This is a genomic window from Flectobacillus rivi (genome assembly GCF_030056655.1).
Taxonomy (GTDB): Bacteria; Bacteroidota; Bacteroidia; order Cytophagales; family Spirosomataceae; genus Flectobacillus; species Flectobacillus rivi.
Genome location: NZ_JASHIE010000004.1, coordinates 324,745 through 346,351, shown reverse-complemented (window position 1 = coordinate 346,351; position 21,607 = coordinate 324,745). Strand labels below are relative to the sequence as shown.

Sequence of the window (21,607 nt, the reverse complement as noted above, 5' to 3'; positions counted from 1 at the left end):
TTTCGAACGCCTTTTTTGATATTATCTTTCAAAACTCAACTTCTTTAAACGCAAAACATTACGTCTCTACTACCTGAATATAATTTTGTAAAACAACCAAGAAAATACAAATCCTTTTAGAGAGTATTTATTCTTTATTTACTTTGCTTCTTACCTCATCAAACTTAGCGCAATTACTCAAACAGTCGCCTTGTTTATTGAGCTTAAATTTATTTTGACTACTATCTGTTAGGTCATAATTTCCTCCAGAATCTAAACTTACTGTGCTGAAGATACAAGGAGCTACTTTTGCATTAAACTTATTGATTAAACCTACTTGATTAACGCCTTTTGAAGCTACAGCTAGTCCATTACTAAATGGTTCAAGTGACTGGTATTCAGGATTTACTTGGATTTTCCCTTTTGCGTCTACATATCCGAATTTTCCCTCTGCATTTTGCACTAAGAAATAATCTTCTTTAGAGGGTGCAAATGATTTGAACTGACATTTGGTGATATACTTACCTGAAATGTCTAAAGTTCCCCATAAACCATCTAGTTTTACGAAGAGAATTTGTCCTTGGGCAGTCGTTTGAATACTCTCAAAAGGCTCTGGTGTGATTACCTTAAAATCGTCTTCTCTTACTAAGATAACCTTTGCATTTTTGCCTTTATCCTCTGTCCTAAATGTCTTGATGACATTCATATTTTGCATAATAGAATCTGTAACTGCATAACTGATTTTTCCAGCATCAGGGTATTTTGTTACAGGTTGTACAATAATACCTCCATTAATATCGATGACTTTATCTGCCTTGCAAGTGCCAATCTTACTGCCTTTCGCATCTAAATTACAACTCACGATTTCTTTTACAACCAAAAGACCTTTCTTGTTGATTTTTCCAACGGACTCATACATCAACGGGATTACTTCCTTGCCTTGTAGATTGATAAAACCAAATTTTACTCCTTTACCATCCACGATTTTGCTAACAGAAATAAGGTCAAATTCGCCTAAACTTCCAATGGAGTTAAATTGAGGAGTAATAATAGGTACAAAATCCTTATTGATAAGTCCTAACAAATTATTCTCGTCTTGAACGATTGCCAACCCTCTCGAATCAAAATCACTTATAGCTTTAAAAGGTTTACTCACCTGTAAATTTTGCGTATTGAAAATCTGTTGCTTATTTTCTTCAATACCTTTGATAAAACCCTGTGTATCTGCATCAGTGAGAATACCATATTCTGGTTTTAGAATAATATCTCCATTAATTGTGGCTACTCCGAATTTATCTCCAATTTTCACTTTCATCAATCCTTCTTTGCCAATAGGTGCAATCAAATCAAATGAAGGAATAGGAGCTTGTTTATCTCCTAATTTCATGATACCCCATTTGTTGTTCAATTTAACCGCCAAACTTGTTGGACTGATAACCGTCATATCGTCATAAAATGGAGAAAGATAAGTGCCCGTTTTATCAAAAGAGTTATCAATAATTGAATATTTACCACTTGCTATTTTAACTAAGCTAAATCCATTGGATAATGCCTTTGCAGAAACTACATTTTCAAAAACATCACTCTCCACACCATTATTATCTACAAAGAACCAATTAAATTTTTTGACAAGCGCCTTACCACCATTGAAAGGCTCAGCATCTTCGTATTGAGAAGGAATAACCTCTTCGCCACAAAGATTTAAGAAACCCCATACTTGGTCTTTTTTAATACGCGCCATTCCTTGACGATAGTTTTCAACAAAACCATATCTGACATTACTTCTTAGCCTATCGAGTGGAAATGCCAAAATGTCTTTACCATCCAAATCTTTTGAATTTACGAGAGGAACTCCAGATTTGTTACTGAAGCACATTTGGGCGTTAGCATTTTTGACTCCATCTTTATTTTGTGCCACAGTAGACATGGTAAAAAAGACCATAATCGCTGAGAGAAATCTGGATAGTGGGTAAGTATTAAATCGTGAATTTTGTGTTACAAAATAAGTTTTCATAATAATGTCTTATACAAAAGCAAGGTATAAATTAAGAGTTTGTTAGATTAATGAATATAAAATCGCACACATTTCATGCCATTATCCCTAATAACAAGATTTATGTAAGGTACTTTATGTGCATCGAAGAAAATGCCGCAAATATTTAATAAATGTTGGTGCGGTTTTAAAAGAGAATTGTTGAATACAATAGCTAAGTGAAGTGAACGGCGGTATCAGAAGCTTCAAAAATAAAATGTTTTAACAGATTTTACAATAAAAACCTCTTCAAAAGTAAACGAATTACTATAGGTAAAGTCACCTTATTCTCCTGATTTATTTTGTCATCTTATTTGGTTCTGCTATTTTTGGGATTCAAAAAACTTGGATGTGTCTGGCAGTCTGACATTTGTCGGTAAGCATTCATTTTCATTAAATTATTCAACAACAATGGGTTTACTAGAAAATAAAGTAGCTTTAGTAACTGGGGCTTCTAGAGGTATCGGACGAGCAATTGCTACTCGTTTTGCTCAAGAAGGAGCTCAAGTAGCTTTTACGTATTTGTCATCAGTAGAAAAAGGACAAGCTTTGGAAGCTGAATTGGCCGCTTTGGGTATCAAAGCGAAAGGTTATCGTTCTGATGCTTCTGATTATCAACAAGCAGAAGACTTGATGAATCAAGTTGTTGCCGACTTCGGTAAAATCGATGTTTTGGTAAACAATGCTGGTATCACAAAGGACGGTTTGTTGATGCGTATGACTGAAGAACAGTGGGATACTGTAATTCAAGTAAACTTGAAGTCGGTATTTAACCTGTCAAAAGCAGCTACAAAACCAATGATGAAAGCTAAGTCTGGTTCTATTATCAACCTTACTTCGGTGGTTGGTTTACGTGGTAATGCTGGTCAAGCTAACTATGCTGCCTCTAAAGCTGGTATCATCGGCTTTACAAAATCAGTTGCTTTAGAATTAGGTTCTCGTAATATTCGTTCAAATGCTGTGGCTCCTGGTTTCATCGAAACTGAAATGACTGGCGAATTGAACGCTGCGGCTACCGAAGAATGGAAAAAATCAATTCCTTTGAAACGTGGAGGTCAAGCTGAAGAAGTGGCGGACGCTTGCGTATTCTTAGGTTCAGATATGTCTCGCTATATCACTGGTCAAGTATTACAAGTTGACGGTGGTATGTTGACGTAGGAAATACCCAAATCCTGCTAAAAAAAGCAATAGGTTTTCAAATTCGAATATCTATTGCTTTTTTGTTTTTACCTTATTTTAAAAGTATTCTTACCCTAAATCACCATTTGTCGGGCTGTAACTTTGCAAAATCTTCCTTTTTAGGTTATTTTGAGTAAAATATCAATTGTGGAACGTCGTTTGCTTGATAGACGTGTTACTTTTCCTATTCCTAAAATGTGGTCAAATGACTGAGGCTCGTTGTTTGCTAACGGACATTGTGAGTTTTGCCTAGTACTTTGTTTCTATGAAATTCGACTTTTTATTTCAATCATCTCCTTGGTTTATTTTGCTCTGCTTGCTAGCAGGGGCGATTTATGCATTTGTTTTATACCAAATTTCTCCAACTCCTTGGAACAAATCTACCAATCGTGTATTGGCGGCTTTTCGCTTTATTGGAGTAAGTTTAATTTGCTTGCTGCTACTCAATTTCTTGATTCGCCAAATAACCCAATCTGTTCAAAAACGTACTTTAGTACTAGCGATTGATAATTCGCAATCAATGGGAATTGCCAATAAGCAAATTTTGAGTGGAGTACTTTCTCAATTGGAATCATTGAAAGAAAAATTGCAAGAAGAAGATTTTGAGATTTCATGGACAACGTTGGATGGACAAAATCCAGAAAAGGCAACTGATATTCAGTTTAATCAAAAAAGTACGAATCTTTCAAGTTTACTCTCTGGAATCAAAAATGCCCAAGAAGGAAATAATCTTTCAGATGTGGTGCTATTGACAGATGGTATTGTCAATGAAGGGATTAACCCTAGTAGCGAAAAGTTTACGTTTGCTGTGCATACCGTTGGGCTTGGTGATACTATTCCTAAAAAAGATATTGCTGTAAAGTCCATCTATACCAATAAAATTGCCTATTTAGGAAATAAATTTCCTATTCAGGCAGATATTAGCTCGTATGGTTTTCAGGGAAAGACGGTAAGTATTTATCTAAAACAAGGTGGAAAAACGTTAGAGAAACAAGTCATTAATTTTCAGCAAAAGGATGACCTTAAAACTGTTTCGTTTAATACTTTAGCTTCGCAAAAAGGAGTGCAACACTTTGTGGTTCAGGTAGATGTACTTGGTGGCGAGTTTAGTAGCAAAAATAATCAACAAGATGTCTATGTGGAGGTGATTGACGGAAAAGAGAAAGTCTTGTTGATGGCACTTTCGCCACATCCAGATATTAAGGCCATTAAAAGTATGTTGGATAAGAATGAAAATTTTGAAATAGATGTCAAAATTTTGACCGAAAATCCATTTCCAGATTTGTCCAATAAAAATTATGACGTGTTGATTTTACATCAGTTGCCTGATTATTTCAATTCATATTCAAATATCTATAAACCATTACTTGATAAAGGAATACCAACGTTGTTTGTGTTGGGAAACCAAACGGGAACAACTTATCTCAATCAGTTGAATCAAGTAATGCGTATCAATTCTCAAGCAGGTCAGACCGATAAAGTAACAGGATATTACAATGGGAATTTTAAATCACTCAATTTTGAAGCTGAGTCTTTGGACTTAATCAAACAGTTTCCACAGGTTTCGGTACCTTTTGGAGACATTACTCTATTGCCTAATTCGGAGGTAATTCTTTATCAGAAAATAGGTTCATTACAAACACAGAAGCCATTATTTGCCATTAATACGGGACCGAAGAAATCTGCTATTTTTGCAGGAGAGGGTATTTGGACTTGGCGTTTAGAGGAATTTGATTTGACCGAAAAGCAAGAATTAATAGATGATATATTCTTGAAAGTAGTACAATTCCTATCTGCTAAAGACGATAAACGTAAATTGAGAGTTTATCCCATTTCAAACGAGTTTTTGTTAAGCGATAAAGTTGTTTTTGAAACAGAGATATACAATGGTATTTATGAAAAAATGTATAATATCCCTGTAGCACTCGAATTAAAAGATGAAAAGGGTCGTGTCAGAAAATATAACTATACACCATCTGCTGATAACTCGAAGTTTGAAATTAGTGCCTTGCCTGCGGGCGTGTATCAGTACAAAGCCAATGCAAGTGTGTTGGGTAAAAACGAGCAAAGTACAGGTGAATTTATCGTAAAGGATTTACAAGTAGAATTAAGTAATACTACTGCGGATTTTGATTTGTTACGACAATTATCGGCGCAAACAGGAGGGAAGTTTTTACCAGCCAGTCAGCTTGTACAGCTCGAAAAACAAATTTTAGCGCACAAAGCCCCAGAAAAAATCGAAGCCAACGAAGATCTTAAAGAGTTTATCAACCTCAAATGGGTATTCTTCTTAATCATTGCTTTGCTTACTACTGAATGGGTTGTGAGAAAGTATATGGGAGGGTATTAGTTAGTAATGTAGAATTGTGAGTTGTGAATTTTAAATTTTACTTAATACTATCTTGTATGGTTATTTGAATGGAAAATATCTTCTGCGATATGATTAATTCATTAAGGAAATACTTTCGAATAAATTAATTTTTGAATGATGGGTTTGTTTACAAATTCTTAAAAAAGAAGCTCTCTCAAGGAGCTTCTTTTTTTGTTTAAGATTTTGAAAGATAGAGTTTTACCTTTGGCGATATTCAGGGATTTGAGTAGTTGTCAGTTATAAGTATTTTCACTTAAAATAAATAATTTTAGTCAAATGGATACATTTGGTCTAAAATCGCTATAGTTTGAACTCATGGCGTTATGAGTTATTGGATTATTTTGTGGTAATTTGTTGTGTGATTCAGAGGAATACCCAAATCTTATTTGGTTTTTTCTTTAAATTGCCATTGGTTCTTAGTTTTTGAAGAAAATTATCCTGATTTATATTTTGAAAATAGACTAAATCATGCGTTTTTCTACCTAAGACCTACCGATTATTCTCTATTAGTTACATATTATTTTTTTACAATAAAGTTTATGAGTAATTCAGCAAGTACCTTGTTCGACAAAGTGTGGGATGCACACGTTGTTCGCAAAATTGAAGATGGTCCAGACGTATTTTTGATTGACCGCCACTTCATTCACGAAGTAACTAGCCCTGTAGCGTTTTTGGGTCTTGAGACAAGAGGCATTGGTGTGCTTTATCCAGAAAGAACATTCGCTACTGCTGACCATAACACTCCAACGATCAACCAACATTTGCCAGTTGAAGATCCACTTTCTGCTAATCAGTTGAAAGCATTGGAAACAAACTCTGTAAAATATGGTATCTCTCACTGGGGATTAGGAAACCCTAAAAACGGTATCGTACACGTAGTAGGACCAGAAAATGGTATTACTCTACCAGGTATGACTATTGTTTGTGGTGACTCGCACACTTCAACACACGGTGCATTTGGTGCTATTGCATTTGGTATTGGTACATCTGAAGTTGAGATGGTACTTTCTTCGCAATGTATCATGCAGCCTAAGCCTAAGAAAATGCGCGTTACAATCAACGGTACATTAGGTAAAGGTGTTACGCCAAAAGACGTTGCTTTATTCATTATCTCACAAATTACAGCATCAGGAGCTACAGGTTATTTTGTAGAGTATGCTGGTGAGGTATTCGAAAATATGTCAATGGAAGGTCGTATGACTGTGTGTAACCTTTCTATCGAAATGGGTGCTCGCGGTGGTATGATTGCTCCTGATCAAACAACATTCGATTACTTAGAAGGTCGTGAGTTGGCACCAAAAGGCGAAGCTTGGGAAAATGCTTTGGCTTATTGGAAAACTTTGAAGACAGACGAAGGTGCTACATTCGATTATGAATTGACATACGACGCTTCTCAAATCGAGCCTCAAATCACGTATGGTACAAACCCTGGCTTGGGTACAGGTATCACACAAAAAATCCCTACTGCATCAGCAGTAAAAGATGGAGAAGCTTCTTACAAGAAGTCTTTGAACTATATGGGATTTGCTGAAAATGAGGAAATTATTGGAAAACAAGTAGACTACGTATTCTTAGGAAGCTGTACAAACGGTCGTATCGAAGACTTCCGTGCATTTGCTTCAATCGTAAAAGGACGTAAGAAAGCTGATAATATTACTGCATGGTTGGTGCCAGGTTCTCACATTGTAGAAGCACAAATCAAAGAAGAAGGTATCTTAGACATCTTGACAGAGGCAGGTTTCTTGTTGCGTCAACCAGGATGTTCAGCATGTTTGGCTATGAACGATGATAAAATCCCAGCTGGCAAATATGCGGTAAGTACTTCAAACCGTAACTTCGAAGGTCGTCAAGGTCCAGGTTCACGCACACTATTGGCTTCGCCATTAGTTGCAGCAGCTGCCGCAGTTACAGGTGTTGTTACTGACCCTAGAGAGCTAATGTAATTGTAGCTTTCGGCTGTAGGCTTTCAGCAATGAGCAAATTTTCTACACTTTTATAAAATACCATGACAAAATGAGGGATTTTAGAAAACTTCATATTTGGAAACAGGCACATGAGATATGTTTGGTGATTTATCAGGAATCACAAAACTTTCCAGTAGAAGAAAGATTTGGAATAACCTCTCAGCTAAGGAGAGCCGCGGTTTCTGTCCCTAATAATATCGCCGAAGGTTGTGGTACGATAGGAGAAAAAGAATTTGCTCGATATTTAAAAATCGCTTACAGTTCAGCTTCTGAGATAGACTATCTATTGCTACTATGTTTTGATTTAGGGTTTTTATCCAACTCAAAATATGAGCAATTATTTTCTAATCTCACTTCGCTGAAAAAACAGATTTTTAGTTTTATTACAAAATTAAATGCTTAAGGGAAATTGGTGTTGAACTTCTGCTGAAGGCCGACAGCTAATACCCAACAGCCCTCAAAAAATGGCTTACGATAAATTTCAAATATTAACTTCAACAGCGGTTCCATTGCCATTAGAGAACGTGGATACGGACCAAATTATTCCTGCTCGCTTTTTGAAGGCGACAAAACGTGAAGGATTCGGAGATAACCTTTTCCGTGACTGGCGCTACAATGGAGACGATACTCCAAAGCAAGATTTTGTACTAAACAACCCAACTTATTCAGGTAAAATCTTGGTTGGTGGTCGTAACTTCGGGTCAGGCTCTAGCCGTGAACACGCTGCTTGGGCTATCTATGACTATGGTTTCCGTTGTGTTGTTTCTAGCTTTTTTGCAGATATTTTCAAAGGTAATGCTTTAAATATCGGTATCCTTCCAGTACAAGTTAGCCCAGAATTTTTGGACAAAATCTTCCAAGCTATCGAAGCAGATCCTAAGGCGGAAATCGTAGTGGATCTTCCAGCGCAAACAATCTCTATTGCTGCAACTGGAGAAAGCGAAAGCTTTGCTATCAACGGATACAAGAAACATAATATGTTGAATGGTTTTGATGACATCGATTATTTACAATCAATGAAAGAAGAAATCAAAACATTCGCAGAGAAGAGTTTGTACTAATATAGCACATGGCTATCGGTCATCAGCCGTCGGCATCAGCTTAATTTTTTGCTGAAAGCCGATGGCTGATGGCTGATAGCTATTAGCCATCAGCTAATGAGACATATCGAAATTATGGACACTACTCTCCGTGACGGAGAACAAACCAGTGGTGTATCTTTTTCCGCTTCTGAAAAACTAACAATCGCTCAACTACTTTTACAAGAAGTTAAAGTTGATAGAATCGAGATTGCTTCTGCGAGAGTGTCCGAAGGTGAATTTCAAGCTGTAAAAAAAGTTACAGAATGGGCTTCCGAAAATGGATTTATCGATAAAGTAGAAGTATTGACATTTGTCGATGGCGAAACCTCAGTCAATTGGATGTTGGAAGCGGGAGCTAAGGTAATGAACTTACTTACCAAAGGCTCTCTTAACCACCTAACCCACCAACTCAAAAAAACACCTGAGCAACATTTTGCTGATATTGCAAAGGTTATCGAACTCGCTGGTTCAAAAGGTATTGCTTGTAATGTTTATCTCGAAGATTGGAGTAATGGTATGCGTAACTCTCAGGACTACGTCTTACAATACCTTGATTTCTTGACAAAACAACCCATCAAAAGAGTCCTTTTGCCAGATACTTTAGGAGTCCTAACTCCAAGAGAAACTTTCGAGTATATCGATTTGTTGGTGAAACGCTATTCAACTACGCATTTTGACTTTCATGCACATAACGACTACGATTTGAGTATCGCCAATGTGATGGAAGCCATCAAAGCGGGTGCTCATGGCTTGCATTTGACTGTCAATGGGATGGGCGAACGTGCTGGAAATGCACCTTTGTCGAGTGCCATTGCAGTAATTAATGACTTTATGAAAGAAGAGGCTACAACCTCTGTCAACGAAAGTTCATTATATACAATTAGTAAATTAGTCGAAACTTTCTCTGGATTCCGTATTCCTGTCAACAAGCCTATTACAGGTGAAAACGTGTTTACTCAAACTGCGGGTATTCATGCCGACGGTGATAACAAGAAGAATCTTTACTTCAACGACCTAATGCCAGAGCGTTTTGGTCGTGAGCGTAAATATGCTTTGGGAAAAACGTCAGGTAAAGCTAATATTGAGAAAAATTTGCAAGAATTAGGAATCAAATTAGCGGATGCCGACCTCAAGCTGATTACTCAACGTATTATCGAATTAGGCGATAGAAAAGAAGTGGTAACACGTGAAGATTTACCATACATTATTTCTGACGTACTCGATAGTAATACCATCGAAGAAAAAGTTGTCGTCGTGAATTATGTTTTGACACATTCTAAAAACCTCAAACCTTCTGCTACTGTACAAGTACAAGTAGGTGAGAGAATTTATGAGGAAAGTGCTCAAGGAGATGGTCAATACGATGCATTCATGAATGCCTTGAAGAAAATCTACTGTGTTAAGGGGATTTCATTGCCTAACCTAACCGACTATGCAGTACGTATTCCTCCTGGTGGTAAAACCGACGCCCTTTGCGAAACCATTATTACTTGGGATCATAAAGGTAAAGATTTTAAAACCAGAGGACTAGATTCAGATCAGACTGTATCAGCCATCAAAGCTACTCAGAAGATGTTGAATATTATTTAGTTAGGTTCAAAGTGAATGAGGTACAAAGGCACAAAGTGTTTTTTAGGCTTCAAGTATTACCAATATTATTTTCAGATTAGCATTTATTCTACCCTATGACACAAATAAAAAGTTTTAGAGATTTATTGGTTTGGCAAAAATCAATGAGTCTTGTAACTAGTATATATCAACTTACAAGAGATTTCCCTCATGCAGAAATGTTTGGACTGACTTCTCAATTACGTAGAGCGAGTATTTCTATTCCAAGTAATATTGCAGAAGGATATGGACGAAATACTTCTAAGGATTATCTTCGATATTTGCAAATTGCACTTGGGTCTTTGTACGAAATGCAAACTCAACTTGAGATAGCCAGTAACCTACATTTTCTTGATATTGTTGATTTTAAGAAGATGATAAGTTTGTGTCTAGAGATAGAAAGAATGTTAACAAGCTTAATTGCTAAAATAAGAGCTAAAATAGCTTGATATATAAATTATAGTTAAATCTAAATTAAGGGATTACCCACTTTGTGCCTCTGTGCCTTTGTAACTTATCCCTAAAATTATAAAATGAAAAAGCATATCTTAGTCGTTCCCGGTGATGGCATCGGACAAGAAGTTACCGCTGTAGGTAAAAAAGTTTTAGAGAAAATCGCTGAGAAATTCGGTCATGAATTTACTTATGACGAAGCACTTATCGGTCACGTAGCTATCGAAGCTACTGGTGAACCTCTTCCAGCGGAGACTTTGGAGAAAATGCGTGCTTCGGATGCTATCCTTTTTGGTGCGGTAGGTCACATCAAATATGATAACGATCCACATGCAAAAGTTCGTCCTGAGCAAGGATTGTTGAAAATGCGTAAAGAGTTAGGTTTGTACGCAAACTTACGCCCTATCAAATTGTTTGATGAGTTATTAGAAGCATCAAGCATCAAGCCTGAAATCTTGAAAGGAGCAGATATTTTGTTCTTCCGTGAGTTAACAGGTGATGTGTATTTCGGTAAAAGAGAGCGTATCGAAGACGGAAATTCAGCTTATGATACGATGATTTACAGCAAATACGAAGTAGAACGTATTGCTCGTAAAGCATTTGAAGCTGCGATGACTCGTGGTAAAAAATTGATGTCAGTTGATAAAGCAAACGTATTAGAATCTAGCCGTTTGTGGAGAGAAACCGTACAAGCAATTGCGCCAGAATATCCAGAGGTAGAAGTAACACACCAGTTTGTGGATTCATGTGCAATGATGTTAATCAAAGATCCAAAGCAGTTTGACGTGGTAGTAACAGGTAACTTGTTTGGTGACATTTTGACTGATGAAGCTTCTCAAATCGCTGGTTCGATGGGTATGTTGGCATCTGCTTCAGTAGGTGACAGTACAGGTGTATATGAGCCAATCCACGGTTCTGCGCACGACATCGCTGGTAAAGGTATTGCTAACCCAATGGCTTCGGTATTGTCAGCAGCTTTGTTGTTGGATATTTCTTTTGGCTTGAAAGATGAAGCTAATGTTATCATTAATGCCGTAGACCAAGTGTTGAAAGCTGGTTTCCGTACAGGTGACATCGCTACAAAAGATACTCCTAAAGATATGATTTTAGGAACAGATGCAATTGGCGAAGAGATTTTGAACAGAATCTAATTCTTAGTCATTAACATCTTTTTATATAAAGGGGCTGAAGATTCAGCCCCTTTTCTTTTTATATAAGTTTACCACACATAAAGTGTTACGATTTGGGAGAAAACTAAAAATCCCTGTAGCTTTGCGCATTATTAATGTTGAAGCTATGGTTTTTCGCTCTCTCAAATATTTTTTCTTAGCCTTCTTTATTGGATATTATCCACTTTTCGCCCAGTCGGATACACTGCATCATCAAAGATTACGAAATTTAATTTTGGCTGAATCTGTAGCTTATACAGGAGCAATTGTAGGGTTAAGTTCGGCTTGGTACGGAGAAAAAGCGCAGGGTTTTCGCTTTTTTGATGATAATTCTGAATGGCTTCAGATTGATAAATTAGGGCATTTTTATACCAATTATCATTTGACTAGAGTTAATGCGCAAGCCTTCAGGTGGGCGGGCTTATCTCCACAAAAGGCAGCATTATGGGCAGGTATTTCTAGTTTAACTTTCATGACAACCATCGAAATACTTGATGGCACTCAGCCTGATTATGGATTTTCATGGGGCGATATGACGGCTAATATTTTTGGTCCGAGTCTTTATGTTGGACAACAATATTTATGGGGTGAAACTCGAATACAGCCCAAGTGGTCATTTCATAATACCAGCCTTGCTAGTCAAAATCCTAAACTTTTGGGCAAATCAATGAGTGAACAATGGCTCAAAGATTACAATGGACAAACCTATTGGTTTTCTGGAAACATCAGTAGTTTTTTGCCGAAACCAAGCACGTTTCCCAAGTGGCTCAATCTGGCTGTAGGTTATGGAATTCAAGATATGGTCAATGCAGAAGTAGCTAAGAGCCAGCAAAATGGATTTTTTCCTTACCGTCAATACTACTTGGCTTTAGACTTTAATTTGAGTCATATTAAAACAAAATCAAAATTTTTGAATAGCCTTTTATTTCTTGTAGACCAAATCAAAATTCCTGCGCCAACACTTGAGTTTAGCACGAAGAAAGGAGTAATTTTTCATCCGATCTATTTTTAAAATGAACCAACATCTTAGAAATAGGATTTAAGAGAAAATAACATTTCGTTACCCAAATTGTCTGTAATATTGTATAAAAAATAGATAGCAGCGCTATCATTCAACCAACGAAAACAATTTAAAAATGAATATAGGTGATAGAGTTCGTCTTGTACACGGACGTGAAGAAGGAATAATAACTAAAGTCTTACCCAATAATATTGTAGAAGTAGAGATTGAAGACGGTTTTCGTATTCCTGTAAAAAGGAATGAAGCTGTTGTAATTTCGGAATTAGAGCAAAAGGTATTCAAAGCACCAGTTGCTTCAACACCGACTTTTGAGCCTCAACGCTCTATTTATGACCGTGTAGGTCCAACTACTTCTGACGTCTTGTCAAACAAAGGCATCTATATGGCTTTTGTTCCTGTCAACGACCGTGAACTTTCTCAGTATATTATTAACAATACAGATTGGGATTTGCCGTTTATGCTATCGGTAGGTACTGATCCACATCATAAAGGCCTAGCTTCGGGGATATTGAAGCCCAAAACACAACAAAAAGTACAACATGTTTTAGTACCTGAGTTTGAAAATTGGGGAACATTTACTTTCCAAGCATTTTATTATCGCCCTGCGTTTATGCAGTTGAAACAACCTTTGATAAAGTCGATTAAGTTTAGAATTAATACATTTTTCAAGAATAAACAAAAGGCCCCAATTCTAAATCAAGAGGCACACCTGTTTCAACTAGATATCGAAGACTCAGTAAATCCTGTAAAGATTGAGCCAGAAAAGATTGTAGAGAAAATGTTTGAGAAGTCATCCTCTACGCCTGCGCTTGTAATACCACCAAAGCCAGCTAAAGTAGTAGATTTACATATCGAAGAGTTGTCGGATGACTATTTATTTATGTCAAACAGACAAATGTTAGAATTACAGTTAAGTACTTTTGAAAAGCAATTTGAGGCTGCGATAGCTAATGGTATGGACGAAATTATTTTTATTCATGGCGTAGGAAATGGCGTTTTGAGAAACGAATTACATAAAAAACTTTCTGGACACAAAAACGTCAAATATTTCGAAGATTCACAAAAAGAAAAGTTTGGTTATGGTGCAACCAAAGTAAAAATCAAGTAAGAATTAAAAACATTTTTCATTTAACCCTAATTTCACAATGAAAAAATTGATTGCTGCCTTTGCTTTAGGAACCCTAATTTTACAAGGCTGCGCAAGTTCAAATAATACAGGTGCTAGTACCGCAAACCCAACGGCACCAACTGAATCTTATAATGTAAAAGGGAAACAAGTGGAACGCTATCTATCTACCTTAGGAATACCTTTCGAGATTACAATGGCAGACGTATCTCGTCAGATTAATACCAATGTAAAAGATTTGGTATTTGAGGATAATAGCATGGACGACAACAATTATGATAATTTCATGTGTAAAGTCTGGAAGCGTGAAGATATTACCGTAACTGCCCAAAATGAGACGTTTAATTTTACGGTGCCACTCAAAGTTTGGGTAAAAGTAGGATATAAAGTGATGGGTATGCAACTGCCAGCACAAGAGTTACAGTTTGACTTTAATGTAAAATTTGGTTCAAAATTCTCAATCAATCCTAATTGGGAAGCCAATGTGCAGAGTTTTCCGATGGGTTATGATTGGGTCAAAAAGCCAACCATTAGAATTGCTGGATATGACATCAATGTTACCTCTTTGGTCGAAAAAGCGTTGACATCTAAACAAGGAACTATCCTCAAAGCTTTAGATGATGCTGTGCGTAAAAATGTAGATATAAAGAAGTACGTTGTACAAGCTTGGAATACTTCTATGCAACCATATTTGCTCTCAGACAAGTATCGTACATGGTTGAAAATTAATCCAGTAGAATTGCAAATGACTCCACTGGTTACTACAGGGAATAGCATCAAATCAACGATTGCGATTAAGGCGTATACAGAAACTGTAACTGGAGCAAAACCAACAGTTCAACCAGTAACCTCAGTTCCTGACTTGAAGGTTGTACAACAAATCCCAGAAGACTTCCAAGTAGGAATCATTGCCGAAATTCCATTTAGTGAAGCAGCAAGACTTACTGCTGACACCTTGGTTGGACAAAATTTTTCATTTAAGGAAGGTAAATATAACGTTGGAGTAACTGCTTTGGATATTTATGGAAGCAATGAAAAAGTAGTAATCAAAGCAGGATTAAAGGGTAGTGTAAATGGCAATATATATTACAAAGGTATCCCCACCTACAGTCCCGAGACAAAGTCGGTATATCTAGATCATTTTGACTATGATTTAGAAACCAAAAACCTATTGCACCGTACCGCAAGTTGGATTTTTCAAGGAAAGTTTACTTCAGTAATGAAAAATGCCATGACCTTTCAGATAGGTGGGCAAGTGGACGATATGAAGAAGCAGATTCAGGCAAATTTGAATAAACAAGTTAGCAAAGGAATCAGCTTAAATGGAAATATCACCGACTTGAATCCAGATAAGGTTTATTTGACCCCCAACTCTATTGTAGCAGTAATTTTTGCTAAAGGTAAATTAAACTTAAAGGTCGACGGATTATAGTATTTCGTATGACAAAGAGCTTATGGATTTAAGCTTTTTGCAAACAATCCATAAATTTCGCTACCTTTGTGGCGAAGTAAGTCGTCTTATCGCCTCTGCTTTATGTAGGGGAGGAAAGTCTGGACAACAAAGAGCGTCATGCTTCCTAACGGGAAGGCACGGTTTTGGCGACGAAAACGTGACAGCTAGTGCCACAGAAAATTACCGCCTGTAAGGGTAAGGGTGAAAAGGTAGAGTAAGAGCCTACCGCCCGTTTGGTGACAAACGGGGCAGAGGTAAACCTCATGAGTTGAAAGACCAAATAGGCTGGCGAGAAAAACCTTTGGGTTTGGAAAAAGGGTTGCTCGCCCGATGTCAGTGGGTAGGTTGATAGAGCGTATCGGTGACGATTCGTCGAGATAAATGATAAGACAGTGCAAAATTGGACATTTTGTGACTGACAGAATCCGGCTTATAGATTTACTTTAGGTCTTATGGCTACTCGGAGCTTGCTTCGAGTAGTTTTTTTACTACGTTTTGGCAAAAAAGGTCTTTGTTTGAGGTAATTTTTTATTGATAGAATTATCTTATATAATTTTGAATACTTTTTTGAGATTTTTCCCAAAGAACCTTGCTAACTGCGTAATTTTGATTATCTTTGCACTCCAATTTACAAATACCATAACCGAGGGACGGGTTCCTTCACTAAAAAGTAAATAAAAAATGGCTGTTAAAATTAGATTAGCACGTCGTGGACGTAAAAAATTAGCGATTTTCGATATCGTAGTAGCAGATGCTAGAGCTCCTCGTGATGGTCGTTTCATCGAAAAAATCGGTACATACAACCCAAACACAAACCCTGCAAGCATCAATCTTAATGATGATAAAGCTTTGCAATGGGTATTGAACGGTGCTCAGCCGACTGATACTGCTCGTGCGATTTTGTCATACAAAGGCGTATTGTTGAAAAAACATTTGCAAGTAGGTGTTAACAAAGGCGCTATTTCTCAAGAAACTGCTGACGCTAAATTCAGTGAGTGGAAGAATGTTAAAGATTCTAAAATCTCTGGAAAAGCTGATTCATTACTTTCTAAGAAAGAAGCTGAGAAAGCTGCTCGTTTAGCTGATGAAGCTAAAGTAAATGCTGCTCGTGCTGAAGCTATTGCAAAGAAAAACGCTGTAGTTGAAGAAGCTCCTGCTGCTGAAGAAGCATCTCAAGAAGCTGCTGAAGAGTCTGCAGAGTAATTCTCAAAAGACATTACCTATATTAAATGATACAAATCTATTATTATTCTAGATTTGTATCATTTTTTTGTTTATACTGATTTTAAGGCCTTATACAAACTCATAATTTGCATAAGTTAGCCATACTATAAAATACTACAATGACTAAAGAAGATTGTTTTGAATTAGGTAAAATTACCAAAACTCACGGGGTAAAAGGAGAAGTTATTCTGTGGTTAGACGTTGACTTTCCTGAAGATTATGAGGAAATGGATAGCGTATTTCTTGAAGTAAGAGGTGAATTAGTACCCTTCTTTATGGACTCTTATCAGCTAAGAGGAAACCGCGCTATTGTAAAATTTGAAGATTGTGACACTTTCGAAAAAGCAGAAGAGTTGTTGAATCTTCAAGCATTTTTGCCTTTGGAAGTATTGCCAGAACTAGATGGTGAGCAATTCTATTATCATGAAGTGATAGGTTTTCAAGTAATAGATGAGAAACTAGGCCCTCTTGGTCTTGTGCAAACAGTTTATGCGATGCAAGCACAAGATTTGTTAGTAATGTCATACCAAAATAAAGAAGTACTAATCCCTGTGGATCCAGAAATCGTTTTAGGCGCAGATAAAGAAGCACAAACATTGCAAGTGAATCTGCCAGAAGGCTTGTTGGATGTGTATTTGAATGACTAACCCAAACTCTTACTAAGTATGCGTATTGATATTATTTCGGTTGTACCTAAATTAATGGAAAGCTTTTTTGCTCATTCCATCATCAAGAGAGGTGCTGAGGCTGGGCACGTGGAAGTGGTATTGCACGACCTTCGTGATTATTCATTAAGTAAGCATCGTCAAGTAGATGATTACGCTTTTGGAGGTGGGGCAGGTATGGTGTTAAGTATTGAACCAATAGCTAGATGTATTCGTCATTTACAAAGCCAAAGAACATACGATGAGGTAATTTATATGACTCCTGATGGTGAGCCGTTTAATCAGCGTATTGCCAATACTCTTTCGTTGAAAGGTAACTTAATTTTCCTATGTGGACATTACAAGGGTGTTGACCAACGTGTTAGAGATTTGTTTGTGACAAAAGAAATATCGATAGGAGATTTTGTGCTTTCAGGTGGCGAATTAGCTGCTGCCGTTTGTGCTGATGCCATTATTCGTTTGATTCCTGGGGTGTTAAATGATGAAACTTCGGCGCTTACAGATTCATTTCAAGATAACTTATTAGCTCCTCCTGTATATACTCGACCGGCAGAATTTGAAGGACATCAGATTCCAGAGATATTATTATCAGGTCATGAAGCAAAAATTATTGAATGGCGTTTTGAGCAGGCTATTGAGCGAACCAAACAACGTCGCCCTGATTTATTGGATGACTCGGTTTTTTAATGACCCCAAAAAGTTTAGCACGACTATTGCTATACAAACTATGGTGATTACTACCTAGAAGAAATACAATTGCCTAGCTTCATTGAAGATAGATAATTATACTTATCCGCAAGGCTTCTTGTTAATGTCTATTAAATAAATATTAACGATAAATATACTTTTTTGACTATAACTTTAGGATATGGAGTGTCGAAGAGTAAGACTAGTCGTATAAGTTAGTGGCATCTGTCATAATTCACTAATAATTCTGCATGTAGCATGATTTTTCTATGATAATTAAAAAAATCATAAAGGAGAGTGTATCTAGAAATTTTATAGGGAATTATTTTTATTTCATAGTTATTTAGTATATTGCATCGTAAATAATAGCAACTAGTGATAAAGCTAGCATTTTCATGAGCCCTATCACTGATTTATCAAGGAATATAATTTTTTTTATATAAGGTACTAAAAATAAACAAAGTAAGGATTATAATTCAGAAAGCTCGATGCTCGTAGTGTCGGGCTTTTTTGTTTATATTTATTAGGTTTTGCTCAAAAAATAGCATATTCCTAAAGTGATATATATCATTAAGTAGAACCTGTAAAAGTTTCTTTTCTGAATATACTCAGGATTATGAGGATATATATTACCAAATAACCCTCTTAATTCTTTCAGGAAGTATGGTTTAATATTGATACTCCAATGATTGTCTTGGTAAACTATCTTTCTAAATTGACTTCTATATACACTCATTGGTAAACTCCATACAATCCAAGCCCAAAACAAAACATTATTTATCATTATTAGTTCTTGTTTTAAAGATATACGATTGTTTATGTATTTTGGATTTACCATAAATAAAAAAAAGGTAGAATTTCTACCTTTTTTATTTATCAGTAAGTATGATACAGTCTAATTTAGGCTAAAATTTAGCTGATATAATTTCTTTTTTTTCTTTTTATCCTCTGTTGAGCTAATGTTTAAAGAAACCATATCTTGGTCAGTAGAAGCACTATAACTTAGTTCAGTAGACGGTTGTTCAAGCCAACTTCTAGTTAAAATCTGGAATTGCTTGACCAATTGCTGAAACTGATTTTTTACTTCTTCTTCATTTTCAGATTCCAGAAGCACTGATTTATAGCTAACGCTTTGACCTTCATTCTCTAGTACAATGATTCCCGCTTTGCCCGAAAGAAGCTCAGCTTTGGTATTATATTTATCTTGACCAGTAGCTTTATCCATTGCTTTCTCTTTACGAGCTACCTTGATTTTTTCTCCTAAAATATCTTTAAATTTCCCTTTTTTGGAAGCAAGTAAAGCTTTAAAGTTTTTAGAAAGTGTAGCATCTACCTTCGATTCTAGTGCATTTGGAGCATAAATAGTTTTTCGAATCGAATAACGTCCTACCTGACCTGCGTCCATTGATGTTGCCAGTAAGGTATAGGTGCCTGTTGTAGGAGCTGTAAAATGAAATTTATTAAAACTATTGCCACTAAAAGGATTGGCATCATAACTAAACTCGGTATTTACCGATTTATTAGGACTTTTGAGCCCTAGCATAACTCTAAAATCGCTAGACTGGTGCTCGATAATCATTTCTTCACCAGCATGTAAGGTAATTTTATATGAGTCGTAATATTGCTTTTGCCCATTTTTATTCGAGGATAAATCCTTCGAAATTAAGCTTGCAGTAACATAATCCTCTGACTGTGATTGGTTAGGCTTAAGTGGATTAACATTTAATAAATTGGTTGAATCTACTGCAACAGTGGTTTTGGAATTACCTTTTTTAGGAGCTTTCTTTTTTTGAGCGAATGTGGTTATAGATAGCAATAAAATGCCACCAATAAATAGTACTTTTTTCATTTTTAAAGTTTTAAAGTTTTTCCAATTTGCAAATAGTGACTTTCTTCACAAAGAAGCAAGCAAAAAGTATTTGATTTTGTAAAGGGTTTCAGATTACAACTACAAGAATGTTGATTCAAAAATCTTTGGCTGTAAAGATTTATCTTTCTCTTAAACCAACGTAGTATAAACTTTTCTATTATTGAAAATTTTGTAAACGGTAAAAAGCAAAAGCCTCGTGATTAGAACGAGGCTTTTGAGTATTAAATGTCACTGAGAAGTTTTAAGAATACTCCGTTGGTCCAACCAAAACCATCCTGATTTGGATATTCGCCACCACCACCGTGTAAAGTAGTATTGACGACATTATACTTTTCGGTCATTTTACCTGTTTGAGTATATACTTTTTGGTTGGTTCTTAGCCAAGACTCTCGAATCTTTAAGGCCAGGGCATCGTGTTGGTAAAACCTAAGCCCTTTGTAAGCAATCCACTGAAGCGGAGCCCAACCATTTGGCGAATCCCATTGTTGTCCAGTGTGTAGTGTCGTTGTAACAAGCCCTCCATCTTTTAAGAACTTTATTTCTAGACTCAATGCCATGGCGGAGGCTTGATCTTTGGTAGCTATTTTAAAGAAAAGTGGAAATGCACTTGCCAAAGATTCTACTTGTGTTTGTGTTTGTTGATAGAAATTGTAATCAAAAAAGAGTTGTTTTTCTTGGTTCCAGCATAACTCCAAAATAGCATTTTTACGCTTTTGTGCTCGAATTGCATATTTTTCTTGTTGCTCTACATCTCCTAACTTATGATAGGATTGTTCCAAAATCGTTTCTATATGATAAAGCAAACAATTTAAGTCAATAGGAATAATTTGAGTTGTAATAATTTGTTCCAAATGCTTTCCATCGGCTAACCAACGACTGCTAAAATCCCATCCAGATTCGGCAGCTGCACGGAGATCTCTGTACACTTCGGACGATTTTCTAAGTGAAGCATGGGCAATTTCGATGTCTTCCTTGTATGCTTCAGGTCGTGGAGTATCTCTATCATCATAATAACGATTTAATAGAGCGCCTTTAGGTCCTTTTACAACTCGTCGATGTGCTTGCCACTCATTTTCCAAGGAGTCAACCCCACTCATCCAGAAGTTATATTCCTTTTCAATAGACGATAGATATTTCAAGTACAAATCATGATTAGAATCTTCTTGAAGAAGTTCAACCATTAAGGTGAAAAATGGTGGTTGCGAACGACTGATATAATAAGCTCGATTGCCGTTTGGAATATGACCTAATGTCTTGATGAGAAAAGAGAAATTATCAACCATATTCTCAATCAAGTCAAATCGCCCACTTACTGAAAGTCCTAACATGGTAAAATAGGAATCCCAGTAGTAAATTTCTTGAAAGCGTCCACCTGGGACTATGTAAGGATAAGGTAATGGAATTAAAGAACCGCCCACTTGGTCGGGTTGTCGTGTAAGAACCGCCCAAAGCCCATCTATGTGTTGCTCGATAGGCTTTGCGGAATCACTGGTGTACTCAGTTGCTTTTTGAGTGGTTAGTATAAAATTATGCTCAATAAATTCTTTTAAATCAAATCGTAAAAATAGTTTTTGCTCTCGATAGGCATTCAGAATGTGGTCTTTTTCAAACCGAGGCACACAATCGTTAAATGTTTTGGAATCGGGAAAAATCCCACTCAGCTGTACGTCTTCGAATAACTCTTCGAACGCACTTAACTCCAGATACTCAGCGTGCGTATTCAT

The 21,607-nt window shown here is 36.5% G+C and carries 17 protein-coding genes and 1 other RNA gene; 15 read left to right on the top strand and 3 right to left on the bottom strand.

What is annotated here, in order from left to right:
- Positions 1-127: 127 nt before the first annotated feature.
- Positions 128-1,993 (bottom strand): WG repeat-containing protein, encoded by a 1,866-nt coding sequence (locus tag QM481_RS07465; RefSeq protein WP_283381281.1) that lies wholly within the window; start codon positions 1,991-1,993, stop codon positions 128-130.
- 429 nt (positions 1,994-2,422) lie between these two features.
- On the opposite strand from QM481_RS07465, the gene fabG reads away from it, so the two are divergent.
- The 15 genes from fabG (at position 2,423) to trmD (ending at position 18,013) form a co-directional block, all read left to right on the top strand.
- Positions 2,423-3,169 carry a 3-oxoacyl-[acyl-carrier-protein] reductase gene (gene fabG, locus QM481_RS07460; RefSeq protein WP_166549048.1) on the top strand — a complete coding sequence of 249 codons (747 nt, stop codon included), beginning with the start codon at positions 2,423-2,425 and terminating at the stop codon, positions 3,167-3,169.
- A 286-nt stretch (positions 3,170-3,455) separates the two neighbouring features.
- Positions 3,456-5,540 carry a vWA domain-containing protein gene (locus QM481_RS07455; protein WP_283381280.1) on the top strand — a complete coding sequence of 695 codons (2,085 nt, stop codon included), beginning with the start codon at positions 3,456-3,458 and terminating at the stop codon, positions 5,538-5,540.
- Positions 5,541-6,100: 560 nt separating this feature from the next.
- Positions 6,101-7,504 (top strand): 3-isopropylmalate dehydratase large subunit, encoded by a 1,404-nt coding sequence (leuC, locus tag QM481_RS07450; RefSeq protein WP_283381279.1) that lies wholly within the window; start codon positions 6,101-6,103, stop codon positions 7,502-7,504.
- Between the two features lie 70 nt (positions 7,505-7,574).
- Positions 7,575-7,928 carry a four helix bundle protein gene (locus QM481_RS07445; RefSeq protein ID WP_283381278.1) on the top strand — a complete coding sequence of 118 codons (354 nt, stop codon included), beginning with the start codon at positions 7,575-7,577 and terminating at the stop codon, positions 7,926-7,928.
- Between the two features lie 61 nt (positions 7,929-7,989).
- Complete coding sequence (leuD, locus tag QM481_RS07440) at positions 7,990-8,586, top strand: 3-isopropylmalate dehydratase small subunit (protein ID WP_283381277.1); 597 nt, start codon at positions 7,990-7,992, stop codon at positions 8,584-8,586.
- Positions 8,587-8,700: 114 nt separating this feature from the next.
- Positions 8,701-10,197 (top strand): hydroxymethylglutaryl-CoA lyase-like TIM-barrel protein, encoded by a 1,497-nt coding sequence (locus QM481_RS07435; RefSeq protein WP_283381276.1) that lies wholly within the window; start codon positions 8,701-8,703, stop codon positions 10,195-10,197.
- 95 nt (positions 10,198-10,292) lie between these two features.
- Positions 10,293-10,664, top strand: a complete 372-nt coding sequence (locus QM481_RS07430; RefSeq protein ID WP_283381275.1) for a four helix bundle protein — start codon at positions 10,293-10,295, stop codon at positions 10,662-10,664.
- Positions 10,665-10,748: 84 nt separating this feature from the next.
- Complete coding sequence (gene leuB, locus QM481_RS07425) at positions 10,749-11,819, top strand: 3-isopropylmalate dehydrogenase (RefSeq protein ID WP_283381274.1); 1,071 nt, start codon at positions 10,749-10,751, stop codon at positions 11,817-11,819.
- A 145-nt stretch (positions 11,820-11,964) separates the two neighbouring features.
- A complete protein-coding gene (locus tag QM481_RS07420; protein WP_283381273.1) occupies positions 11,965-12,849 on the top strand; it encodes a DUF2279 domain-containing protein in 885 nt (294 codons plus the stop codon).
- Positions 12,850-12,973: 124 nt separating this feature from the next.
- Positions 12,974-13,966 (top strand): Smr/MutS family protein, encoded by a 993-nt coding sequence (locus QM481_RS07415; protein ID WP_283381272.1) that lies wholly within the window; start codon positions 12,974-12,976, stop codon positions 13,964-13,966.
- Between the two features lie 37 nt (positions 13,967-14,003).
- Complete coding sequence (locus QM481_RS07410) at positions 14,004-15,416, top strand: DUF4403 family protein (protein ID WP_166549035.1); 1,413 nt, start codon at positions 14,004-14,006, stop codon at positions 15,414-15,416.
- 73 nt (positions 15,417-15,489) lie between these two features.
- An RNA gene (gene rnpB / locus QM481_RS07405) (RNase P RNA component class A) lies at positions 15,490-15,886 on the top strand.
- A 232-nt stretch (positions 15,887-16,118) separates the two neighbouring features.
- A complete protein-coding gene (locus QM481_RS07400; protein ID WP_166549034.1) occupies positions 16,119-16,640 on the top strand; it encodes a 30S ribosomal protein S16 in 522 nt (173 codons plus the stop codon).
- A 140-nt stretch (positions 16,641-16,780) separates the two neighbouring features.
- Complete coding sequence (rimM, locus tag QM481_RS07395; RefSeq protein WP_166549033.1) at positions 16,781-17,308, top strand: ribosome maturation factor RimM; 528 nt, start codon at positions 16,781-16,783, stop codon at positions 17,306-17,308.
- An 18-nt stretch (positions 17,309-17,326) separates the two neighbouring features.
- Positions 17,327-18,013, top strand: a complete 687-nt coding sequence (trmD, locus tag QM481_RS07390) for a tRNA (guanosine(37)-N1)-methyltransferase TrmD (protein ID WP_166549032.1) — start codon at positions 17,327-17,329, stop codon at positions 18,011-18,013.
- 895 nt (positions 18,014-18,908) lie between these two features.
- On the opposite strand, the gene QM481_RS07385 is transcribed toward trmD, so the two are convergent.
- Together QM481_RS07385 and treF are read right to left on the bottom strand one after the other, a co-directional pair.
- A complete protein-coding gene (locus QM481_RS07385) occupies positions 18,909-19,862 on the bottom strand; it encodes a hypothetical protein (protein WP_283381271.1) in 954 nt (317 codons plus the stop codon).
- 242 nt (positions 19,863-20,104) lie between these two features.
- Entirely contained in the window at positions 20,105-21,607 is a 1,503-nt protein-coding gene (treF, locus tag QM481_RS07380) for an alpha,alpha-trehalase TreF (protein WP_283381270.1), read from the bottom strand.